This is a genomic window from Rhodococcus sp. 06-1460-1B (assembly GCF_002258475.1).
In the GTDB taxonomy this organism is placed as follows: Bacteria; Actinomycetota; Actinomycetes; order Mycobacteriales; family Mycobacteriaceae; genus Rhodococcoides; species Rhodococcoides fascians.
On the sequence record NZ_NOYS01000043.1, the window covers coordinates 206,666 to 225,392 of the forward strand.

Sequence of the window (18,727 nt, forward strand, 5' to 3'; positions counted from 1 at the left end):
GGCGTACGTGGATACGAAAATCGAAGCAGAGGAGTCGAAGTGGGATATCCAGGGGGACCGGAATCTATGGGTTCGTCGAACGGCGTCACCGTCACACCGCAGGAGCTCGTTGCCGCCGGGGCGACAATCGAGGGCCTGAGCGTGTCGATCGATGCGTCCAACTCGGCCGTGCGTTCCATCGTCGAGCAGACCGCCGAGGCATGGGTGGGCAAGGCCGGCAAATCGTTTCAGGATGTCATGTCGCAGTGGGACACCAGTGCCCAGAAGATGCGCAGCGCGCTCGAGCAGATCTCGGCGGACATCAAGACCAACGGCCACGGCTACTCCGATGCGGACGACGACAACGTGGCGGCTGTGAATCAGGTGGCGGGATCGCTCGGTTCGGGACTGACCACGTTCAACTGACGGCACGACCGGCCACCGAACGGCCGACCACACGACCGAGCTCTATTTAGGAGACTGATTCGACATGAAGTACGACTTCGCTCAGATCGCGGCGTTGACCGAGGCGATGAACAAGCAGGCGAACGTGACCAAAGACCTTCTCGCCGACGTGGACGGCACTGCGAAGAGACTCTACGAATCGTGGGAGGGCGACGCGATGACGTCCTACTACGAACTCCAGCGTCAGTGGAACTCCGCATCCGACGAGCTCAATCTCATTCTGTCGAGCCTCGTCGCGGCCGCCCGCACCGGCGGCGAGGCCATGCACGGGGTGGAGATGGCGAACAAGGCGCGCATGGCGCGCTGACCGTAGACCACGAGCGTCGTATGCCCCGATCGGCACTTGTCGGTCGGGGCATACGACTGTCGAGGGGGCGCGACACCTGGCGTGGGTTGCGGTGGCGGTGTGTACTGGACGGATGACGGATTTCGGGACGGCGATCGATGCCGAGCGTTCTCGCGCCGAACACCGCCTGCACTCCCTTCGCGACGAGCTCGCGTCGGTCATCGAAGGCAGCCGGTGGACCACCGACGACGACGAACACGACCCGGAGGGTTCCACCATCGCCTTCGAGCGTGCCAAGATCGCAGCCCTGATCTCCGACACCGAGTCCGAGATGCGCGAGCTCGACGCCGCGTCCACGCGGTGGGATCTCGGGACGTACGGCACGTGCGAGCGGTGCGGAGAGTCGATACCGGCGATCAGGCTCGAGGCATTGCCTGCGGCCCGCCGCTGTGTGCGGTGCGTTCGCCTGTCCTGAGCCGGTCTTCCGCGTCGGAGGCGTTTTGACCTGGGTGCCGGCTCCCGGTATCGTTCCCCGTTGGCGTGTATGGGCTCGCCGCATTTCTTCGATGCACAGAGCTCTTGTCCTCGGGTCTCAACTGGCCGCCGAGGGCATCCACACGTCTTGGCCAGCAGCGACATCATGAAGACAGGAATTTTCTGTGTCTACTTACGCCCCGAAGGCCGGGGATACCACCCGGACGTGGCATGTGATCGACGCCACGGACGTCGTGCTCGGACGCCTCGCCGTCCAGGCCGCGACACTGCTCCGCGGTAAGCACAAGCCCACCTACGCACCCAACGTCGACGGTGGCGACTTCGTCGTCATCATCAACGCCGAGAAAGTTGCCATCAGTGGCAACAAGCTCGATGGCAAGTTCCACCACCACCACTCCGGCCATCCGGGCGGTCTGAAGTCGCGCTCGACGCGTCAGGTGCTCGAGAACAACCCCGACCGTCTCGTGGAGAAGGCCGTTGTCGGCATGATCCCGAAGAACAAGCTCGGAAATGCCATCGCGAGCAAGCTGAAGGTCTACGCGGGACCGAACCACCCGCATGCCGCTCAGCAGCCCGTTCCGTTCGAGATCAAGCAGGTGTCCCAGTGACGGCGCCGGAGGGAAATGACGTGACGTCGCAGGAGAACATCGAAGAGATCGCCGCCGACGAGTTCGTGGCAGTGGAAGATCCCGAGGTGGCCACGGAAATCGAAGCTGCTGCAGCTCCGGCCCCCATCGTGTTCGATCGCCCGATCCAGACCGTCGGCCGCCGCAAGGAAGCCGTCGCTCGTGTTCGGTTGTCCTCGGGCACCGGTGGATTCAAGCTCAACGGCCGCACCCTCGAGGATTACTTCCCGAACAAGGTGCACCAGCAGCTGATCAAGGCTCCTCTGGTGCTGGTCGACCGCGCGGAGTCCTTCGACATCGTGGCACTGCTGCACGGTGGCGGACCGTCGGGACAGGCAGGCGCGCTGCGTCTGGCCATCTCGCGTGCGCTGATCGAGCTCACCCCGGACGATCGCCCGGCTCTCAAGGCCGCCGGCTACCTCACGCGTGACGCGCGTGCGGTCGAGCGCAAGAAGTACGGCCTGAAGAAGGCCCGTAAGGCGTCGCAGTACTCCAAGCGCTGACGCGTCTTACCCGTTCCATCCTCGAGGGCAGGCTCCAGCAAGATCGGATGCCTGCCCTCGAGGCATTTTCCGACGATGTTCTCTCTGTTCGAAGGGGTCTTCATTCATGGCGCGATTGTTCGGCACCGACGGAGTGAGGGGACTCGCAGGCGGGGTCCTGACGGCAGAGCTCGCCATGACCATCGCCCGGGCTGCCGCCGCCGTGCTGGCACCGGATGTCGACGGTGGTCGACGGACAGCGGTCGTCGGCCGTGACCCCAGAATCAGCGGTTCGATGCTCGGTGCCGCAGTGTCGGCCGGGCTCACTGCCTCGGGTGTCGACGTGATCGACGTGGGCGTGCTGCCGACCCCCGCGGTCGCCTACCTCACCGGCGAATACGGCGCGGCGCTGGGCGTGATGATCTCCGCCTCGCACAATGCGATGCCCGACAACGGAATCAAGATTTTCGCCGCAGGCGGGCACAAGCTCGACGACGACATGGAAGATCGCATCGAGGCGTTGCTCGGGGTGGACGGCCGCACCGAGAAGTCGGTCGATGTGACCGGCGCTGCCATCGGTCGCATCGACGTCGCTCCCGACGCTGCCGAGCTCTATGCCGAGCACCTCGTCGCACCGCTCTCGCACCGACTCGACGGTGTCACGGTCGTGGTGGACTGCTCGCACGGTGCAGCCTCGACGGTCGGACCGGAGATCTACCGCCGGGCCGGTGCGACGGTCGTGGCGATCAACGCCGAGCCCGACGGGCTGAACATCAACGACGGGTGTGGTTCGACGCACCTGGAAGGGCTGCAGAAGGCTGTCGTCGAGCACGGGGCCGACCTCGGGATCGCGCACGACGGCGACGCCGACCGCTGCCTCGCGGTCGATGCCTCCGGTGCGGTGGTGGACGGGGACGCGATCATGGCTGTGCTGGCCATCGCGATGAGTGAGAACGGCACGCTGACCGACAACACGTTGGTGGCCACCGTCATGAGCAACCTGGGGCTCCACATCGCGATGCGCGAAGCGGGAATCACGTTGCGTACCACCGCAGTCGGTGATCGATACGTCCTCGAGGAGTTGCGCCGCGGAGGGTACGCACTCGGTGGTGAGCAGAGCGGACACGTCGTACTCCCTGCGATCGGGACGACCGGCGACGGGATCGCGACCGCGCTGCGTGTGATGGAGCGGATGGCCCGGACCGGACGCACCCTGGCGGATCTGGCGTCGCCGATGCGCACGCTGCCCCAGGTGTTGATCAACGTACGTGTCTCGGACAAAGCTGCGGTCGCGTCGGCACCGTCGGTGTCGGACGCCGTGGCCGTCGCCGAGCTCGAGCTCGGCCAATCGGGGCGAGTTCTGTTGCGTCCCAGCGGGACCGAACAGCTCGTGCGAGTGATGGTGGAAGCGTCGGAACTCGACGTCGCGACCCGGCTCGCCGAGGAGTTGGCGGGCCGGGTCGCGGCGGTCTGATCGTCAGGCGGTGTCCGATCGTCAGGCGGTGAGTTCTCGCAAGGCGGTGAGCTGCGCGACGCGTCCTGCGGTGTCCTCGGCCAACGGTGCGACGTTGAGTGTCGTCACGCCGGCTTCGGCGAAGGCTGCCACGCGCTCCTTGACGTAGCTCTCCGGTCCGATGAGATTCACCGAACGTGCGAGCTCGTCCGGAACCGCCGCTGCTGCTTCCTCTTTCTTGCCGGCGAGGTACAGATCCTGAATCTTCTCGGCCTCGGCTTCGTAGCCGTAGCGCTGAGCAAGGGAGTTGTAGAAGTTCTTTCCCTTGGCTCCCATGCCGCCGATGTAGAGCGCCAGGTGCGGCTTGACCCAGGGGAGGTACTTGTCGGCGTCCTCGCCGATGGCCAGTGTGGGACTGGCGAACACCTCGAGTTCGCCGAGTGACGGATCGCGTTTGGCCTTGCCTGCGGCCAGCGATTCGCCCCACACGTCGGCTGCCTTCTCCGGGAAGTAGAAGATGGGCTGCCAGCCCTCTGCGATCTCCGCGGTGAGCTCGACGTTCTTCGGTCCGAGAGCGGCGATTACGACCGGAATGCGTTCGCGCACAGGGTGATTGATCAGCTTCAGTGGCTTGCCCAAGCCGGTTCCCTTGTCCGCCGGCAACGGGATCTGGTAGTGCTTGCCCTGATACTGCACTTTTTCTCGACGCCACACCTGGCGGCAGATCTCGATGACCTCACGGGTTCTGGCGATGGGTGCGTCGTACTTGACGCCGTGGAAGCCCTCGACGACCTGTGGCCCGGATGCGCCGAGTCCGAGAACGAAGCGCCCGTCGGAAACGTAGTCGAGGCCGGCGGCCGTCATGGCCGTCAGCGACGGTGTTCTCGTGTAGATCTGGAAGATGCCCGACGCGATCTTGATCGTGCTCGTCTTGGCCGCAAGGAACCCGAGTTGACTGACGGCGTCGAAAGAATAGGCCTCGGGCACGAAGATGATGTCGAGGCCGGCCTTCTCGAGTTCGGCTACCTCGGCAACGGTCTCGGTGAAACCACCGCTGTAGTTCAGCATCGTTCCGATGTGCATGGGACTCCTCGTTCTCGAGTAGCTGGTGGAGCTGCTCGGTTGTCTGTTACCGACGTTTCGTATCGGGACGTTACCGCTCGCCGGGGAACCGATGGGAGTCGGCGCACGTCATAGTGGGAAAGGGGCACTTCGAGCGGGAACGGGCGGGCGATGAGCGACGGATTCTGGGTGGACGCGGTCCGCGTGCGCGAGGTGGCGGACTCGATGACGGCGTCGGCGGAGGCCCTGGGTGCGGCAGCCGATTCGATCGCATCATCGGCATTCGGTACCGCCGCCGCGGGACGGAACTACGGAGACCTGGGCGCGGCCTATCTCGACGCCCATTCGGGGCTCGGACGAGCCGTCGGGATGTGGCGATCGTCGGTCGACGACATCGCGGATGCCCTCGTCGCTGCGATGAATGCGTACGAACTACAGGACGACGTCGACGCGCACGCGATCGACTCGTTGCGGTGACCGTGTCTTCCACTTCGCCCGCCGAGGCGGCATCGGTCGACGAGATTCTCGACGCCAATGCCGTCGGGCTGCTGTATTTCGAGCGTTTCCTGCCGTTGGCCGAGCGCGTGTCCGGCAGCGAAGTCCCGCGCTACGACGAGGTGTGTGCACGGTACGACGAGCAGCGCGGCCTGAATCTGGAGGCTCTGACGTCCGACGCAGATGCGGTCGGGGCTATGGCTGGGGCGCTGGGCGAACAATTGGACGAGCAGGCGCAGCTTCTGATCGTTCTCCGACTGCGGTGGCACGGTGACGCCGGTGAGACGGCGCAGCGATATGTGGCGACCGAGCAGGAGAGAGCAGGGGTGCTTCTCGACTCGGTCGAGGATGCGCTGCAGACGATGTACGCGGCTGTGGACGTACTGCGTGAGGCTGTGACCGACAAGGCCGAGCTCGTCGGAAGCCTCGATACCGACGCCGTGGAAGGACACGATCCCGACCGAATCGATGCGCTTCTGCTGGCCTCGGGCATCGAGTGCGTCCCGGTCGACCGGGCAACCGTGTTCGCCCGCCTGGCACCGGCGTTTCCGGAATGGGCCGAGCAATTCGCGCGAGCAGACGTATCGGACGAGTTCGCGGCCGAGGTCGCCGACCGGTCTCGAGAATGGATCGAGGGCGAGTTCGTGCCACATGTGCAACGCGCGTGTGCAGCGGTTTCGTCTGTCTGCACGGCCACGGACACGGCCGTTCGAGAGTGCTTGGCCCTGGTGGTGAAGGTCATCGAGGAAGTCGTCCACCCCGTGTTCGACGAGCTCGACGAGCGCAGCTGGGTGCCGCTGCTTGTTTCCGAGCACTCGAGCGAGCGGTCGTCGCCCGAGAACTCCCCAGCGGCGGTCACGGGCGGAGCCGGGGGAGAGGCAGCCGTCACCCGACCCGCATCGACAGCCCAACCTCCGTCCGAGGTGCCGGCCTCGGCTCCGCCGGCGCAACCGGCATCTGCTCCGGATGCACGTGCCACCGGTCCCAAAGCGTGGGGCGAAACCGAGAACGACAATGGTCGTGAAGACAGTCGGGTCGATGCAGTCGCCGGACTCGTCGACGGCATAGTGGACGACATCGTGGACCGGGTTGTCGAGGCGCTCGGTGACACGACCGGCGACGGGAGTGTCAGTGACGAGACCGATGCCGACCCCACCGCAGAATCCGGCCCCACCGCAGAACCCAACCCCGCCTCAGAACCCAACCCCACCGCAGAACCCAATCCGACTGCAACGCTCGATGATCCGCCCGCTTCGATCCCGTCGCCGGAATTCGGTGATGCATCGAAGGTCGTCGGCGAGCGCGGCCATCTCGAGGCCGAACTCGACGGCCATCGTGCCCGTATCGCGCTCGAACACGATGGGGCCGTATCGCTTCGACTCGAGACACCGGGCCTCGGGGTGCGCACGTTCGAGTTGCGCGTCGGTCCCTTCGGGTTGCCGGAGATCGTCGAAGTTCCCGGGACCGTCGATCCGAGCGGTGTCGGGGTGTCGAACCGGTCTTCGGCGACCGTGGAACCGCCGGAGCCCGCCGCGGGGGATCGGACCGCTCCCGATGCAGAACCCGAGATCGAACCGGCACCTCCTTCTGCCGAGTCCGGCGCTCCCGAGCCGAACACAGCGACCTCACCGCCGGTGGATGTCGCACCGGCCGACGAGCCGCAGGTAGGTAGTGCACCGACCGACCTTCCGCCTGCAACGACCGCGGATACACCGGAGGTATGCGTTCCTGAAACTTCGGACGAGGAGCACTCCGTCCGGCAGGGCCCGAACGAGACTCATGAGGTACCTGCAGCTCCCGTGGCCCCTCCAGTCACCGAACCTCAGCCCAGCTCGGCGGGATCCGGCGCGGGCTTGAGCGAGGCGGGTGCACTGTGAATTCGGACCCCGCGTGGCGTCGTGAACTGCACCGTATTCGCGACGCGCATCGGTCGGCGATGGCGGATGCCGCCGAACGGCTACGAAATCCAAGAGAACCGGCGAGAACCGATGTGGGGCAGGGGGTTTCGGACCCGTTGAGCGGAAGCGACACTCGGTCGGCAGCGGGCTCGGTTTTGCGCCCGGCTCACCTGGATCGGCGGCACGGCGCACCACACGTCGAACCGGACCCCGACGAGCAACCCCGATCGTGGCTGGTGTGACGACGCCGAACCCGGAAGGGTCAGCCGCGTCCCAGTAGAGCCTTGATCGAGGCGGTCGCCTTTGGCTTGGGCTGCTCGGTCAGCGGCGCGTGAGGATCGACAGCACGGGTGCCGGCGATGTCGCCGTTCGTTCCGGCCAATTCCTCGTAGTCGGAGTCGCCGGTCAGGTGGTAGAGCAGAAATGCGGTCAGTGCAGCGCGGGTGCGTTGCTGGGTCTTGCGGTCGGAGCTGTTGACTCCCAGTGCGCGGAGCATTCGCCGGCCTTCGACGAATCCGTCTGCCGTCGAACCGTCGATCCGTCGGAGGACGGATGGTCCGTGCCAGGCCTGGGCGAGAGCCAGTGAATTGTCGTTGAGCGAATCTGCGTTCGAGCTGTCGCCGACGACCAGTCCGGGCACGTCGAGGCCTGCGGCGGCGTCCTCGGACGACGGTGCCGTCGGTGCCGGAAACAGGGCGGCGACCGCTTTGACATCCGGTCGTCGGGAGGCAGCGAGTACGGCGGTCCCGGCGCCCATCGCGTGACCGACTGTGGCCAGATTCTCGGGATGCACGCTGATGTTGCCCGAACCCAGGCGAACGCCGGTCATGATGTCGAGCACAGTGCCCAGGTCGGTGGCGAGTCCGCGGTGCGAGGGCACGAGGCCACGCTCGGTGTCGGGTGCTGCCACGACGAACCCCCACGACGCCAGGTGCTTCAGAGTGTCGGTGTAACTGCCGGGGCGCAGCATCCAACCGTGCGCGAACGCCACACCGGGCAGGCCGAAGCCTTCGGCCGGGGTGTAGACGACGCCAGGTTGCCCGGCCAGGGCCAGGTTCCCTCTCAGTACCTTGTGCGGGCCACGCTTGGAGAGAGCAGATGCCAGCTTCTTCGGTTTCGCCACGAGAGATGACGCTACCGAATGTGCTCGGGTATGGGGACGCCGGACACGGCGACCTGAGCGAATGGGTCGTGCGCGTCGTGCCGAGTACCCTGATGCACCATGTGCGGAATCGTTGGATATGTCGGCCACCGCCCAGCTTTGGGTGTGGTGGTCGAGGCGCTTCGGCGTATGGAATATCGGGGCTACGACTCCGCAGGAATCGCGATACTGGACGGCGCGGGCTCTACCGCGGTGGAGCGCAAGGCCGGGCGGCTGGCAAACCTCGAGGCCGAATTGGACGACATCGGCACCGATACGTTCGTCGGGACCACCGGCATGGGACACACGCGGTGGGCGACGCACGGGCGTCCGACCGACCGCAACGCTCACCCACATCGCGACGCGTCCGGAACGGTGGCGGTGGTGCACAACGGCATCATCGAGAACTTCGGTCCGCTGCGTGCCGAACTCGAAACGGCGGGTGTGGAGTTCCTGTCCGACACCGATACCGAGGTCGCTGTCCACCTCGTCGCTCGGGCATACGCGGACGGGCCTACCGCGGGCGATTTCGTCGCCAGTGCGAAGGCGGTGCTGCGTCGCCTCGAAGGTGCGTTCACGCTGGTCTTCACTCATTCCGATCACGCGGACACGATCGTCGCGGCTCGTCGTTCCACGCCTCTGGTGCTCGGAGTCGGCGACGGCGAGATGTTCCTCGGGTCCGATGTCGCTGCATTCATCGAGCACACGCGCGACGCCGTCGAACTCGGGCAGGACCAGGTCGTCGTCATCACGGCCGATGGCTACGACATCAGCGATTTCGAGGGCAACGAGGCGCAGGGGCGTCCGTTCCGGATCGATTGGGACCTCGCGGCCGCCGAGAAGGGCGGCCACGACTACTTCATGCTCAAGGAAATCCAGGAGCAGCCCGCCGCCGTGGCCGACACGTTGCTCGGCCACTTCGACAATGGCCGGATCGTGCTCGACGAGCAGCGTCTCTCCGATCAGGAACTGCGTGACGTCGACAAGGTGTTCGTCGTCGCCTGTGGCAGCGCCTACCACTCGGGTCTGCTCGCCAAGTACGCCATCGAGCACTGGACCCGGCTGCCGGTGGAAGTGGAACTGGCCAGCGAATTCCGCTATCGCGACCCGGTACTGGATCGGTCGACCCTGGTCGTGGCCATCTCGCAGTCCGGCGAGACCGCCGACACCCTCGAAGCAGTGCGGCACGCCAAGGACCAGAAGGCGCGCGTTCTTGCGGTGTGCAACACCAACGGCTCGCAGATTCCCCGCGAGGCCGACGCAGTTCTGTACACGCGTGCAGGTCCGGAGATCGGCGTCGCGTCGACCAAGGCGTTTCTCGCCCAGGTGACCGCGAACTACCTCGTCGGCTTGGCTCTGGCGCAGGCGCGCGGCACCAAGTACCCGGACGAGGTGGCGCGCGAGTTCGCCGAACTCGAAGCGATGCCGGAGTTGGTGCAGCGGGTGCTCGAGACGGTCGAGCCGGTGCGTGCGCTCGCGCGCGAGCTGTCGACGTCGTCGACCATCCTGTTCCTCGGTCGACATGTCGGTTACCCCGTCGCACTCGAAGGCGCGCTCAAGCTCAAGGAGCTCGCCTACATGCACGCGGAGGGATTCGCCGCCGGTGAGCTCAAGCACGGTCCGATCGCGTTGATCGAGGACGGCGTTCCGGTCATCATCGTCATGCCGTCGCCCAAGGGCCGTGCGGTGCTGCACTCGAAGATGCTCAGCAACATCCGCGAGATCCAGGCCCGCGGCGCTCGGACGGTCGTCATCGCGGAGGAGGGCGACGAAGCGGTCCGGCCTTTCGCGGACAGCCTCATCGAGATCCCGGCGGCGTCGACACTGCTGCAGCCGTTGCTCTCGACGATTCCGCTGCAGGTCTTCGCAGCCGAGGTCGCTCAGGCGCGCGGCTACGACGTGGACAAGCCGCGAAATCTGGCCAAGTCCGTCACGGTCGAGTAGAAGGACCGGCGGGCTCGACACACTTGACGGCACGAGCGGGAGGACCTCGGCATGCGCGGCTACTACACACCCGAGCAGATCAGGAACGCCGAGGCTCCGCTGCTGCAATCGTTGCCCGACGGCACGTTGATGCGCCGCGCTGCGTACGGTTTGGCCTCGGTGGTGGCGCGCGAGCTCTTCTCGCGAACCGGCGGCGTCGCGGGGCGACGGGTACTGATACTGGTCGGATCGGGAGACAACGGCGGAGACGGCCTGTGGGCAGGTGCGTTCCTGCGCAGGCGCGGCGTCGCAGTGTCCGCGCTGCTGCTCGATCCGGACCGTGCGCACACCGAAGGTCTTGCGGCCCTGCGAGCCTCGGGGGGACGGGTCGTCACGGAGCCGGACGATCCGGACCTCGTCATCGACGCCATCGTCGGGATATCCGGGAAGGGTCCGCTGCGTCCCCACGCTGCCGGGATGGTCGATCGGATCACCGCGCCCGTTGTCTCCGTGGACATTCCCAGTGGCGTCGATGCAGAAACCGGTGAGGTGTCGGGACCGGCGGTGACCGCCGATGTCACCGTCACGTTCGGCGCTCGCAAACCGGTGCACGTGTTGGCCGTACCTCGTTGTGGCCGAATCGACGTGGTCGACATCGGGCTGACCCTGCCGACGCCCGAGATCGAGTCCTTCGAGCCGGCCGACGTTGGCCGAATCTGGCCGATTCCCACCGCGTCGGACGACAAGTACTCGCAGGGAGTCGTCGGCGTGTTGGCCGGCAGCGCCACGTATCCCGGGGCCGCGTTGCTGTGTGTCGGCGCAGCCGTCGCCGCCACGTCCGGGATGGTTCGGTACGTGGGAAGTGCCGGCGCAGAAGTGGTCTCGCATCACCCGGAGGTCGTCGTCGCACCGGATCTGGATGCAGCGGGGAGGGTGCAGTCGTGGGTCGTCGGCCCCGGCTTCGGCACGGACGACTCCTCGGCGGACATCGTGCGTCGAGTTCTCGAATCGAATCTGCCGGTGGTCGTCGACGCCGATGCATTGACGATCCTCGCGGACAACGAGCAGTGGGTCGTCGATCGCACTGCACCGACGCTGTTGACCCCGCACGCCGGGGAGTTCGCCCGCCTGACCGGATCGGAACCCGGTCCCGACCGCGTCGCGGCCGTACGAGGCCTCGCCGCTCGGTGGGGCGTCACCGTGCTGCTCAAGGGCCGCGCGACGGTCGTCGCCGACTCGGACGGCACCGCGTTCGTCAGTGACGCGGGCGGATCCGCCGCGTCCACCGCCGGATCCGGGGACGTGCTGTCCGGCGTCCTCGGTGCCCTGCTCGCAACCGGAATGGCACCGTCGACCGCGGCCGCGTGCGGGGCCAAGGTGCACGCACTGGCCGCAGCCCATGCCGCGCACGGAGCCGATGGCGAATTCGCCGCCCCGATCTCGGCGACACCGTTGTCGAACAGCCTGCGAGAAGCCATCCGGACGGTCCGCTCGGTCGCTGTCTGAGCTGCACTGGGCTCGCCGGCCGACCTAACGGTGTGTCATGAGTTGTGCCACCTGATCCGTGGTGTGTGCGGCAGGGATGGCACTATCGAATGTTGTGACTATCGGTAACGGCGACGTGGAGACCGATCCGCGGACGGATTCGGGTGCTCTGGCAACCGTCGATCTCGATGCCGTGGCCCACAATGTCCGGGTTCTGCAGGAAGTCGCAGGCGACGCCGCCGTGATGGCCGTCCTGAAATCCGACGCCTACAACCATGGGGCAGGCCCCGTGGCACACGCTGCCGTCGCGGCCGGCGTGCACGAATTCGGGGTCACGACCATCGGCGAGGCCCTCGAACTGCGCGCAGCCGGAATCACCGTGCCGGTGCTGGCGTGGCTGCACCGGGCCGATTCGGACTTCGGTGCTGCGATCGCCGAGAACATCGGAGTCGGGGTCTCCACGGCCGGCCAGCTGAACTCGGTGATCGCCGCAGCCAGGCGGACCGGTCTCACTGCCGACCTCTCGCTCAAGATCGATACCGGCCTCAATCGCAACGGCGTTGCGCGGGCGGACCTCGACGTCGTCCTGGATGCCACCGCGTCGGCCGTCGCCGAGGGGTCCGTGCGATTGACGGGGATGTTCTCGCATCTTGCCTGTGCCGACGAACCGAATCACCCGGCCAACGACGCCCAGGCAGAGCGGCTCCGCGACGCTGTTGCGCGCGCCGGCCGGCGCGGTATCTCGCCGACCGTCGTGCATCTGTCCAACTCGGCGGCAACGCTGACCAGGCCGGACCTCGGTTTCGACATGGTGCGCCCGGGTATTGCGCTGTACGGCCTGTCGCCGGTGCCCGATATGGGAGATTTCGGCTTGCGTCCGGTCATGACATTGTCCGCGCAGGTGGCCCACATCAAGAAGGTGAACCGAGGTGAATCGGTGTCGTACGGATACACCTGGACAGCTCCGACCGACACCGTGGTCGCACTGGTGGCGCTAGGTTATGCCGACGGGGTCGTGCGCCGACTCAGCGGTCGTTTCGAGGTGACCATCGACGGTCGTCGTTACCCGTCGGTGGGGCGCGTGTGCATGGACCAATTCGTCGTCGATCTCGGCGGCGACAGCTCGGGTGTCGCCATCGGCGACGAGGCGATACTGTTCGGGCCGGGGGACAGCGGAGAGCCGCACGCTCAGGATTGGGCGGATGCGCTCGACACCATTGGCTACGAGGTCGTCACCGGCGTTCGTGGACGTGTTCGACGTCGTTTCGTCGGCACGGGCTCAGGGGAGGCGACGAAGTAGGCCATGCTGGGATTGCTGGAGAGTCTTGCGATAGTGGTGCGGGAGACGGCGTTTCGATCCAACAAGGATCCGCTGGCAACCGAGAATCTCGACCTGATGGACGCCGATCGAGGCAGTATCGTCACGGCGGACGACGGTGTTCCGCTGGCGGTCCGCGAGGTGGGGCCGGCGGATGCACAACTGACCGTCGTGTTCGTGCATGGATACTGCCTGCGCATGTCGTCGTGGCATTTCCAACGACGTGCGCTCGAACAGCAGTGGGGTTCGAGCGTGCGCATGGTGTTCTACGACCAGCGCGGTCATGGCCGCTCCGGGGTGCCCAGTGCAAGCAGTTGCACCATCGGTCAGCTCGGCCTCGACCTCGACGCGGTCATCCGTTCGGTCGTGCCCAAGGGACGCATCGTCCTGGTCGGGCACTCGATGGGCGGCATGTCGATTCTTTCCATGGCGCGCCAGCGGTCGTCCGTCGTCCGGCAGCGAGTGATCGGTGCCGTGCTGATCTCCACTACGGCTGCCGGCCTCGCACAGACGGGAGTCGGCCGCAGCCTGCAGAATCCGGCGGTCGATGCTTTTCGACTGGCTGTACGCACGTCACCCGGCCTGGTGCAATTCGGGCGAGGAGCGGTGCGCGCCATCATTTCACCGGTGCTGCGCGCGGCCTCGTACGGAACGCGGGTGTCTCCTCGGCTGGTGGCATTCTCGCAGTCGATGATCGACGACACCTCCGTTGTCACCATCGTGAATTTTCTCGAGACCCTCGAACTGCACGACGAGTCGGCGGCTCTGGCGGAATTCGAGAACATTCCGGTGTCGGTGGTGTGCGGCGACGAGGATTGGATCATTCCCTTCGCGAGTTCGGAAGCACTTACCGACGCCCTGCCGAAATCGGAGATGGTGCGGGTGCGTCAAGGTGGGCACCTGGTGCAGTTGGAGTTCCCCGAACAGGTCAACGGTGCGATCCTTCGCCTGGTGGCGCGAGCATCGGAGCCCAAGAAGAAGCGGTGGGGCGTTGTCTGATTCCGAGAGTCCACCGAACTCGCGGCTCGACCTGCCCGTCGAGGCCGAACTGGCGACGGCGACGGACACTGCCGAGTTCGGTGCTCGGCTCGCGGACATTCTGGTCGCCGGCGATCTCGTCGTACTCGACGGTCCGCTCGGTGCGGGGAAGACCGCGATGACCAAGGGGATCGCGGCGGGTCTCGGAGTGCACGGTCGCGTCACCTCACCGACGTTCGTCATCGCCCGCGAGCATCGACCAGGCGTGCGCCCCAACGGTTTACCGCCTGTCGCCCTCGTGCACGTCGACGCCTACCGTCTGGGTATGACGGGACAGTCCGCGCTCGACGAGCTGGACGCGTTGGACCTCGATACCGATCTCGAGCACGCCGTCGTCGTCGTCGAGTGGGGCGAGGGCGTGGTGGAGACCCTGACGGATCAGCATGTCTCCGTGCGCTTGTCACGCGATCCGGAATCGGACGTCCGAAGGGTGAGTGCTCGACGGGTGAATGGCGATGCGCTCGGCCGCCTACCCGAGTGAGCACCGAAACCCGGCGCGCCCGTAACGGCACTCGACGAAGCGTGCGATGCGGGTATCCCGGGTTCGTGGTGCCGCGGCTACGGGAGTGCTGGGTGCGGCCACCGGGCGGGTAGCCTTGATCCTCGTGCTCGTACTTGCCGTGGACACCTCGACCCCTGCCGTCACCGCAGGTGTGGTGCGGTTGTCCGACTCCGCTGCCGACGGGGCCGATGTCACCACCGTCGCCACCCGCATCAAGGTCGACGCGCGATCGCACGCCGAGGTTCTGACTCCTCACATCCTCGAGTGCCTGGCCGAGGCCGGAATCGTGGCTGCCGATCTCGCGGCCGTCGTCGTGGGGGTGGGCCCCGGTCCGTACACCGGCCTGCGGGTGGGGATGGCGACCGCGGCTGCATTCGGTGATGCGCTCGGACTGCCGGTCCACGGTGTCTGCAGTCTCGACGCGATCGCGGCAGACGTCGACGAATCCGGATCGCTGTTGGTGGTCACGGACGCACGTCGTCGCGAAATCTATTGGGCACGTTACGAAGCCGGGGTTCGGGTAGCAGGCCCCGACGTGATCGCTCCGGCCGAACTGGAGCACGGAGGTGTCGACGCCGTTGCCGGTTCCGCGCCGCATGCCGCACTGTTCGGGTTGCCGGTGCGTGACGTGCAGGCCCCGTCCCCGGCAGGTCTGGTCCGGGTGGCTGCCACCGACATCGGCAGCGGGACTGTACCGGGACCGCTCGTTCCGCTCTATCTGCGGCGCCCGGACGCGAAGACACTCGCCGAACGGGCTGCGGAGAAGGCCGCGCCATGACGGTGACGATCGAACCGATGACGGTGCACGACTGCGCACGATGCGCGTATCTCGAGACGGTTCTCTTCGAGGGTGACGACCCGTGGTCGGCAGACGCATTCGTGGCGGAACTGGCTGCGCCGCACAATCATTACGTCACGGCGAGGGAGGCCGGCGAGATCGTCGGTTACGCGGGAATCTCTCTGCTGGGGCAACCGAGCCGCGGCGCATTCGTCGTCGGTGAGGCCGAGGTGCACACCATCGGTGTCGATCCCGTGCACCATCGCCGGGGGATCGGCGGACGACTGTTGAGCGAATTGTTGCGCGTCGCCGACGATCACGGTGGGCCGGTGTTTCTCGAGGTGCGCACCGACAACGACCCGGCCATCGAGTTGTACCGACGTGAGGGCTTCGAGATCGTGGGTACCAGGGCGAAGTACTACCAGCCCAGCGGAGCCGATGCGTTCACCATGCGTCGGCCGGAGAAGACGGAGGCTGCCCGATGATCGTCATGGGTATCGAAAGCTCTTGCGACGAAACAGGAGTCGGCATCGTTCGCTGGCGCGACTCGGGTGTGTGCGAGTTGCTGGCCGACGAGGTGGCATCCAGTGTCGACGAGCACGCCCGGTACGGCGGAGTGGTGCCCGAGGTGGCGTCGAGGGCCCACCTCGAGGCCATGGTTCCGACGATGCGCCGCGCTCTCGCCGCCGCCGACATCGATCGTCCCGACGCGGTCGCAGTGACCATCGGACCAGGACTTGCCGGTGCCTTGCTGGTCGGAGTTGCCGCTGCCAAGGCCTACGCAGCGGCATGGGATGTTCCTTTCTACGCCGTCAATCATCTGGGCGGCCACGTCGCGGTCGACACCCTCGAGCACGGTCCGATGCCGTCGTGCGTGGCACTTCTGGTCTCCGGTGGCCATACTCATCTGTTGCACGTCGACGATCTCTCCAGGCCCATCGCGGAACTGGGTACCACTGTCGACGACGCGGCCGGTGAGGCGTTCGACAAGGTGGCCCGCCTGCTCGGTCTGGGCTACCCGGGCGGTCCGGCGCTCGACGATGCGGCGCGCGAAGGCGATCCGACTGCAATTGCTTTTCCCCGCGGAATGACCGGCCCACGGGACGCTCGCTACGACTTCTCGTTCTCGGGGGTCAAGACGGCCGTCGCCCGCTTCGTCGAGGCCCGTCAGCGGGCCGGAGATCCGATTCCGGTCGCCGACATCGCGGCGTCGTTCCAGGAGTCCGTTGCGGATGTGTTGACGATGAAGGCGGTTCGCGCCGCGACCGACGTGAACGTCGATACCGTCGTTCTCGGTGGAGGTGCAACGGCCAACTCGCGGATTCGCTCGTTGATCGAATCACGGTGCGCGCAACAGGGTTTGACGCTGCGAATTCCGAAGCCGCGGCTGTGTACCGACAACGGTGTCATGATTGCCGCCCTCGGTGCCCACCTGGTTGCCGGGGGCGCGGCACCGTCGGCTCTGACAGCGGTGACGGACCCCGGCCTGTCGGTCGCGACCAGTCAGGTACCCGGCTGAGCGGGCTCGGCGGTCCGTGGCGCAGCCGTATCAGGTGACGTTCGGGGCTCGACGATCTGACCGGACACCGGAGGCGGTGGTGACCATACCGTCGGCGGAGCGGTCAATTCCGGAGTGGGATCCGAGCCACGGACGACAGTCGTGGGAACGGTGATCGATCCGGTCGGTATCTCCGAGCTTTCCGGAACCGACCCTGCCGAGGGCTGAGGTGTCGGTTCTGGGCTGAGTTCGATCGGGCCGGACGGCGTCGTGGGACCCGGAGTCTCACCCGGGGCCGGGGTCGGCTCGACGGGCGAGCTGGTGGTCGGCGCGGGCGTCGTCGTGGGCTCGGGCGAGACCGGCGTCGACGGCTCGGCGGTGACGCTGGTGCCCGCGTCGGGCGACGACGACTCCGGTGCCGGATCCATGGGCCAGTCGATACGCGGGAGGTCGGGAGCGGGTCGCAGCGTCGGCGTGCTGGTCGGTGCGGTGGACGCGGTGAGTCCGGACGTCGGACGCGTGGAATCGACCGTGGTCGCCGCGGGGCCGACCGGGTCTGCCGAGTCATGGGTGGAGGTGGGCGTATCGCCGGGCGAGTAACCCTCCGCTGCGGGTTGTCCTGCGTCCCCGGCTGCGACGGGTTCGGTGGCGCTACCGGCAGGAGACACGCTGGGGTCGTCTGCCGGGGTCATTGTCTGCAGCCCGTAGGCGAGGACCAGCCCGCCTGCGACGACGGCCGCCGCGATCGCACCCGAGTAGCGACCCATCCGGCCCGCAGTCCGGCGTGCGGCCGAGACCAGGGGGTAATCGTTGTCGGTCACCGATGCGGCGACGACGGCCGCGCCCACGGCGAGCACGGCATCCGGCTCGGGGAGGCGAACGATGCGTGCATGGAACGTGTCGGCCAGAGACTTGGCCAGCAGCGGGATGTGGGCACCGCCGCCGATCAGCACGATGGCCTCGGGTTCGTGTGTGCTTTCGTCGAACACGCTGCGCACGAACTGCGCTGCCTCGTCGAAGAGGGGCGATGCAGCGGTCTCGAATGCAGCGCGGCTCACGGTGAGCGGTACACCGCTGTAGCGCTCGATGCGTGCTTCGTTCTCGTGTGAGAGCAGTTCTTTGATCGCCCGGTACCGCGCCGATCCGATTCCGCGGTCGTCGCGAATGTCGTCTCGCAGATTGTCGAGCGTCATGTTCTGAACGAGGTCCTTGACCAGTGCGTCGAGAACGACGCCGCCGATGGCCTCGGATCGGCCGTAGGACAGAACGACACCGTCGGTCCGGCGGGCCACGGTCACCGACAGTCCACTGGCTCCCAGGTCCACCAGGGCGATGGTGTCGTACCCGTCGACCAGACCGGTGGTGGCCAGATGTGCCGACGCGGCGGCGGCTTCCGGAACGAGCCGAACGTCTCGCGTGGTGTGTGCGAGTGCAGCGCGGATGCGCGCCGCATGTTCTTCGGTTCGGAAGGTGACTGCGATGGAATCGGGCTGTCGGTCGCCGGGAACGAGGGACGCCATCAGCTCGACCGCGGACGTCACGAGATCACCGACATCGATCTTCGCCTGGCGATCCGCCGAAACGGTGCGGTACTCGACTGCATGGCTGCCGTCGGATTCGACGGTGACCAGGGCTGCGCACACGCCCTCGGATCCGGTCGATACACCGACTCCTACCCGCATGGTGTACCTCCGCCCCGTTGTCCGTGTGTCAGAACCGTTCGGTTCCGCCGATGTCGTGCAGTGCCTCTTGTCTGTCGAGTCGTGGCACGGCTGTCGATCGTTATCGTTCGGACAGCTCCGT

Annotated in this window: 19 protein-coding genes; 16 read left to right on the plus strand and 3 right to left on the minus strand. The window is 66.6% G+C overall.

The features are described from left to right. The first annotated feature begins 66 nt into the window (after positions 1–66). From CH268_RS26115 to glmM, 6 genes are all read left to right on the plus strand, one after another. Complete coding sequence (locus CH268_RS26115; RefSeq protein ID WP_032365623.1) at positions 67–405, plus strand: WXG100 family type VII secretion target; 339 nt, start codon at positions 67–69, stop codon at positions 403–405. Positions 406–469: 64 nt separating this feature from the next. Then, positions 470–751: a WXG100 family type VII secretion target gene (locus CH268_RS26120; RefSeq protein WP_032365622.1), complete on the plus strand. Its 282-nt coding sequence runs from the start codon at positions 470–472 to the stop codon at positions 749–751. A 112-nt stretch (positions 752–863) separates the two neighbouring features. Further along, positions 864–1,205, plus strand: coding sequence for a TraR/DksA family transcriptional regulator (locus tag CH268_RS26125; RefSeq protein ID WP_027496343.1), 342 nt, complete (start codon positions 864–866; stop codon positions 1,203–1,205). Between the two features lie 184 nt (positions 1,206–1,389). Then, a complete protein-coding gene (rplM, locus tag CH268_RS26130) occupies positions 1,390–1,833 on the plus strand; it encodes a 50S ribosomal protein L13 (RefSeq protein WP_027496344.1) in 444 nt (147 codons plus the stop codon). Continuing rightward, complete coding sequence (rpsI, locus tag CH268_RS26135; RefSeq protein ID WP_027496345.1) at positions 1,830–2,354, plus strand: 30S ribosomal protein S9; 525 nt, start codon at positions 1,830–1,832, stop codon at positions 2,352–2,354. Before rplM ends, rpsI begins: the two co-directional genes overlap by 4 nt. A 106-nt stretch (positions 2,355–2,460) precedes the next feature. Beyond that, positions 2,461–3,807, plus strand: a complete 1,347-nt coding sequence (gene glmM, locus CH268_RS26140) for a phosphoglucosamine mutase (protein ID WP_094666287.1) — start codon at positions 2,461–2,463, stop codon at positions 3,805–3,807. A gap of 21 nt (positions 3,808–3,828) precedes the next feature. Here the strand turns inward: glmM and CH268_RS26145 are convergent, their stop codons facing one another. After that, positions 3,829–4,869, minus strand: a complete 1,041-nt coding sequence (locus CH268_RS26145; RefSeq protein ID WP_027496347.1) for an LLM class F420-dependent oxidoreductase — start codon at positions 4,867–4,869, stop codon at positions 3,829–3,831. Between the two features lie 150 nt (positions 4,870–5,019). Between CH268_RS26145 and CH268_RS26150 the strand changes: the two genes are divergently transcribed. Both CH268_RS26150 and CH268_RS28045 read left to right on the plus strand, forming a co-directional pair. Next, on the plus strand, positions 5,020–5,325 hold the full coding sequence (locus tag CH268_RS26150) for a type VII secretion target (protein WP_094666288.1): 306 nt from the start codon (positions 5,020–5,022) through the stop codon (positions 5,323–5,325). Next, the gene (locus tag CH268_RS28045; RefSeq protein ID WP_094666289.1) at positions 5,322–7,220 is read left to right on the plus strand and encodes a hypothetical protein; all 1,899 of its coding nucleotides are present in this window, start codon (positions 5,322–5,324) and stop codon (positions 7,218–7,220) included. The genes CH268_RS26150 and CH268_RS28045 overlap by 4 nt, the downstream gene beginning before the upstream one ends. 283 nt (positions 7,221–7,503) lie before the next feature. Here CH268_RS28045 and CH268_RS26160 read toward each other — a convergent pair whose 3' ends face one another. Then, positions 7,504–8,364 (minus strand): dienelactone hydrolase family protein, encoded by an 861-nt coding sequence (locus CH268_RS26160; RefSeq protein WP_032388212.1) that lies wholly within the window; start codon positions 8,362–8,364, stop codon positions 7,504–7,506. Between the two features lie 99 nt (positions 8,365–8,463). On the opposite strand from CH268_RS26160, the gene glmS reads away from it, so the two are divergent. The 8 genes from glmS (at position 8,464) to tsaD (ending at position 16,945) form a co-directional block, all read left to right on the plus strand. Next, positions 8,464–10,326 carry a glutamine--fructose-6-phosphate transaminase (isomerizing) gene (gene glmS / locus CH268_RS26165; RefSeq protein ID WP_094666290.1) on the plus strand — a complete coding sequence of 621 codons (1,863 nt, stop codon included), beginning with the start codon at positions 8,464–8,466 and terminating at the stop codon, positions 10,324–10,326. Positions 10,327–10,377: 51 nt separating this feature from the next. After that, positions 10,378–11,811, plus strand: a complete 1,434-nt coding sequence (locus CH268_RS26170; RefSeq protein WP_094666291.1) for an NAD(P)H-hydrate dehydratase — start codon at positions 10,378–10,380, stop codon at positions 11,809–11,811. A gap of 76 nt (positions 11,812–11,887) precedes the next feature. Continuing rightward, a complete protein-coding gene (gene alr, locus CH268_RS26175; RefSeq protein ID WP_094666292.1) occupies positions 11,888–13,090 on the plus strand; it encodes an alanine racemase in 1,203 nt (400 codons plus the stop codon). 3 nt (positions 13,091–13,093) lie between these two features. Beyond that, a complete protein-coding gene (locus CH268_RS26180) occupies positions 13,094–14,107 on the plus strand; it encodes an alpha/beta fold hydrolase (protein ID WP_027496355.1) in 1,014 nt (337 codons plus the stop codon). After that, on the plus strand, positions 14,100–14,627 hold the full coding sequence (gene tsaE, locus CH268_RS26185) for a tRNA (adenosine(37)-N6)-threonylcarbamoyltransferase complex ATPase subunit type 1 TsaE (RefSeq protein ID WP_441346998.1): 528 nt from the start codon (positions 14,100–14,102) through the stop codon (positions 14,625–14,627). The genes CH268_RS26180 and tsaE overlap by 8 nt, the downstream gene beginning before the upstream one ends. Positions 14,628–14,751: 124 nt before the next feature. Next, positions 14,752–15,426 (plus strand): tRNA (adenosine(37)-N6)-threonylcarbamoyltransferase complex dimerization subunit type 1 TsaB, encoded by a 675-nt coding sequence (gene tsaB, locus CH268_RS26190; protein ID WP_094666358.1) that lies wholly within the window; start codon positions 14,752–14,754, stop codon positions 15,424–15,426. Further along, entirely contained in the window at positions 15,423–15,911 is a 489-nt protein-coding gene (gene rimI, locus CH268_RS26195; protein ID WP_094666293.1) for a ribosomal protein S18-alanine N-acetyltransferase, read from the plus strand. Before tsaB ends, rimI begins: the two co-directional genes overlap by 4 nt. Next, positions 15,908–16,945 carry a tRNA (adenosine(37)-N6)-threonylcarbamoyltransferase complex transferase subunit TsaD gene (tsaD, locus tag CH268_RS26200; protein ID WP_032388218.1) on the plus strand — a complete coding sequence of 346 codons (1,038 nt, stop codon included), beginning with the start codon at positions 15,908–15,910 and terminating at the stop codon, positions 16,943–16,945. Before rimI ends, tsaD begins: the two co-directional genes overlap by 4 nt. Here the strand turns inward: tsaD and CH268_RS26205 are convergent. Beyond that, positions 16,930–18,606: an Hsp70 family protein gene (locus CH268_RS26205; RefSeq protein WP_094666294.1), complete on the minus strand. Its 1,677-nt coding sequence runs from the start codon at positions 18,604–18,606 to the stop codon at positions 16,930–16,932. The two genes, tsaD and CH268_RS26205, sit on opposite strands and share 16 nt — an antisense overlap. Positions 18,607–18,727 lie beyond the last annotated feature (121 nt).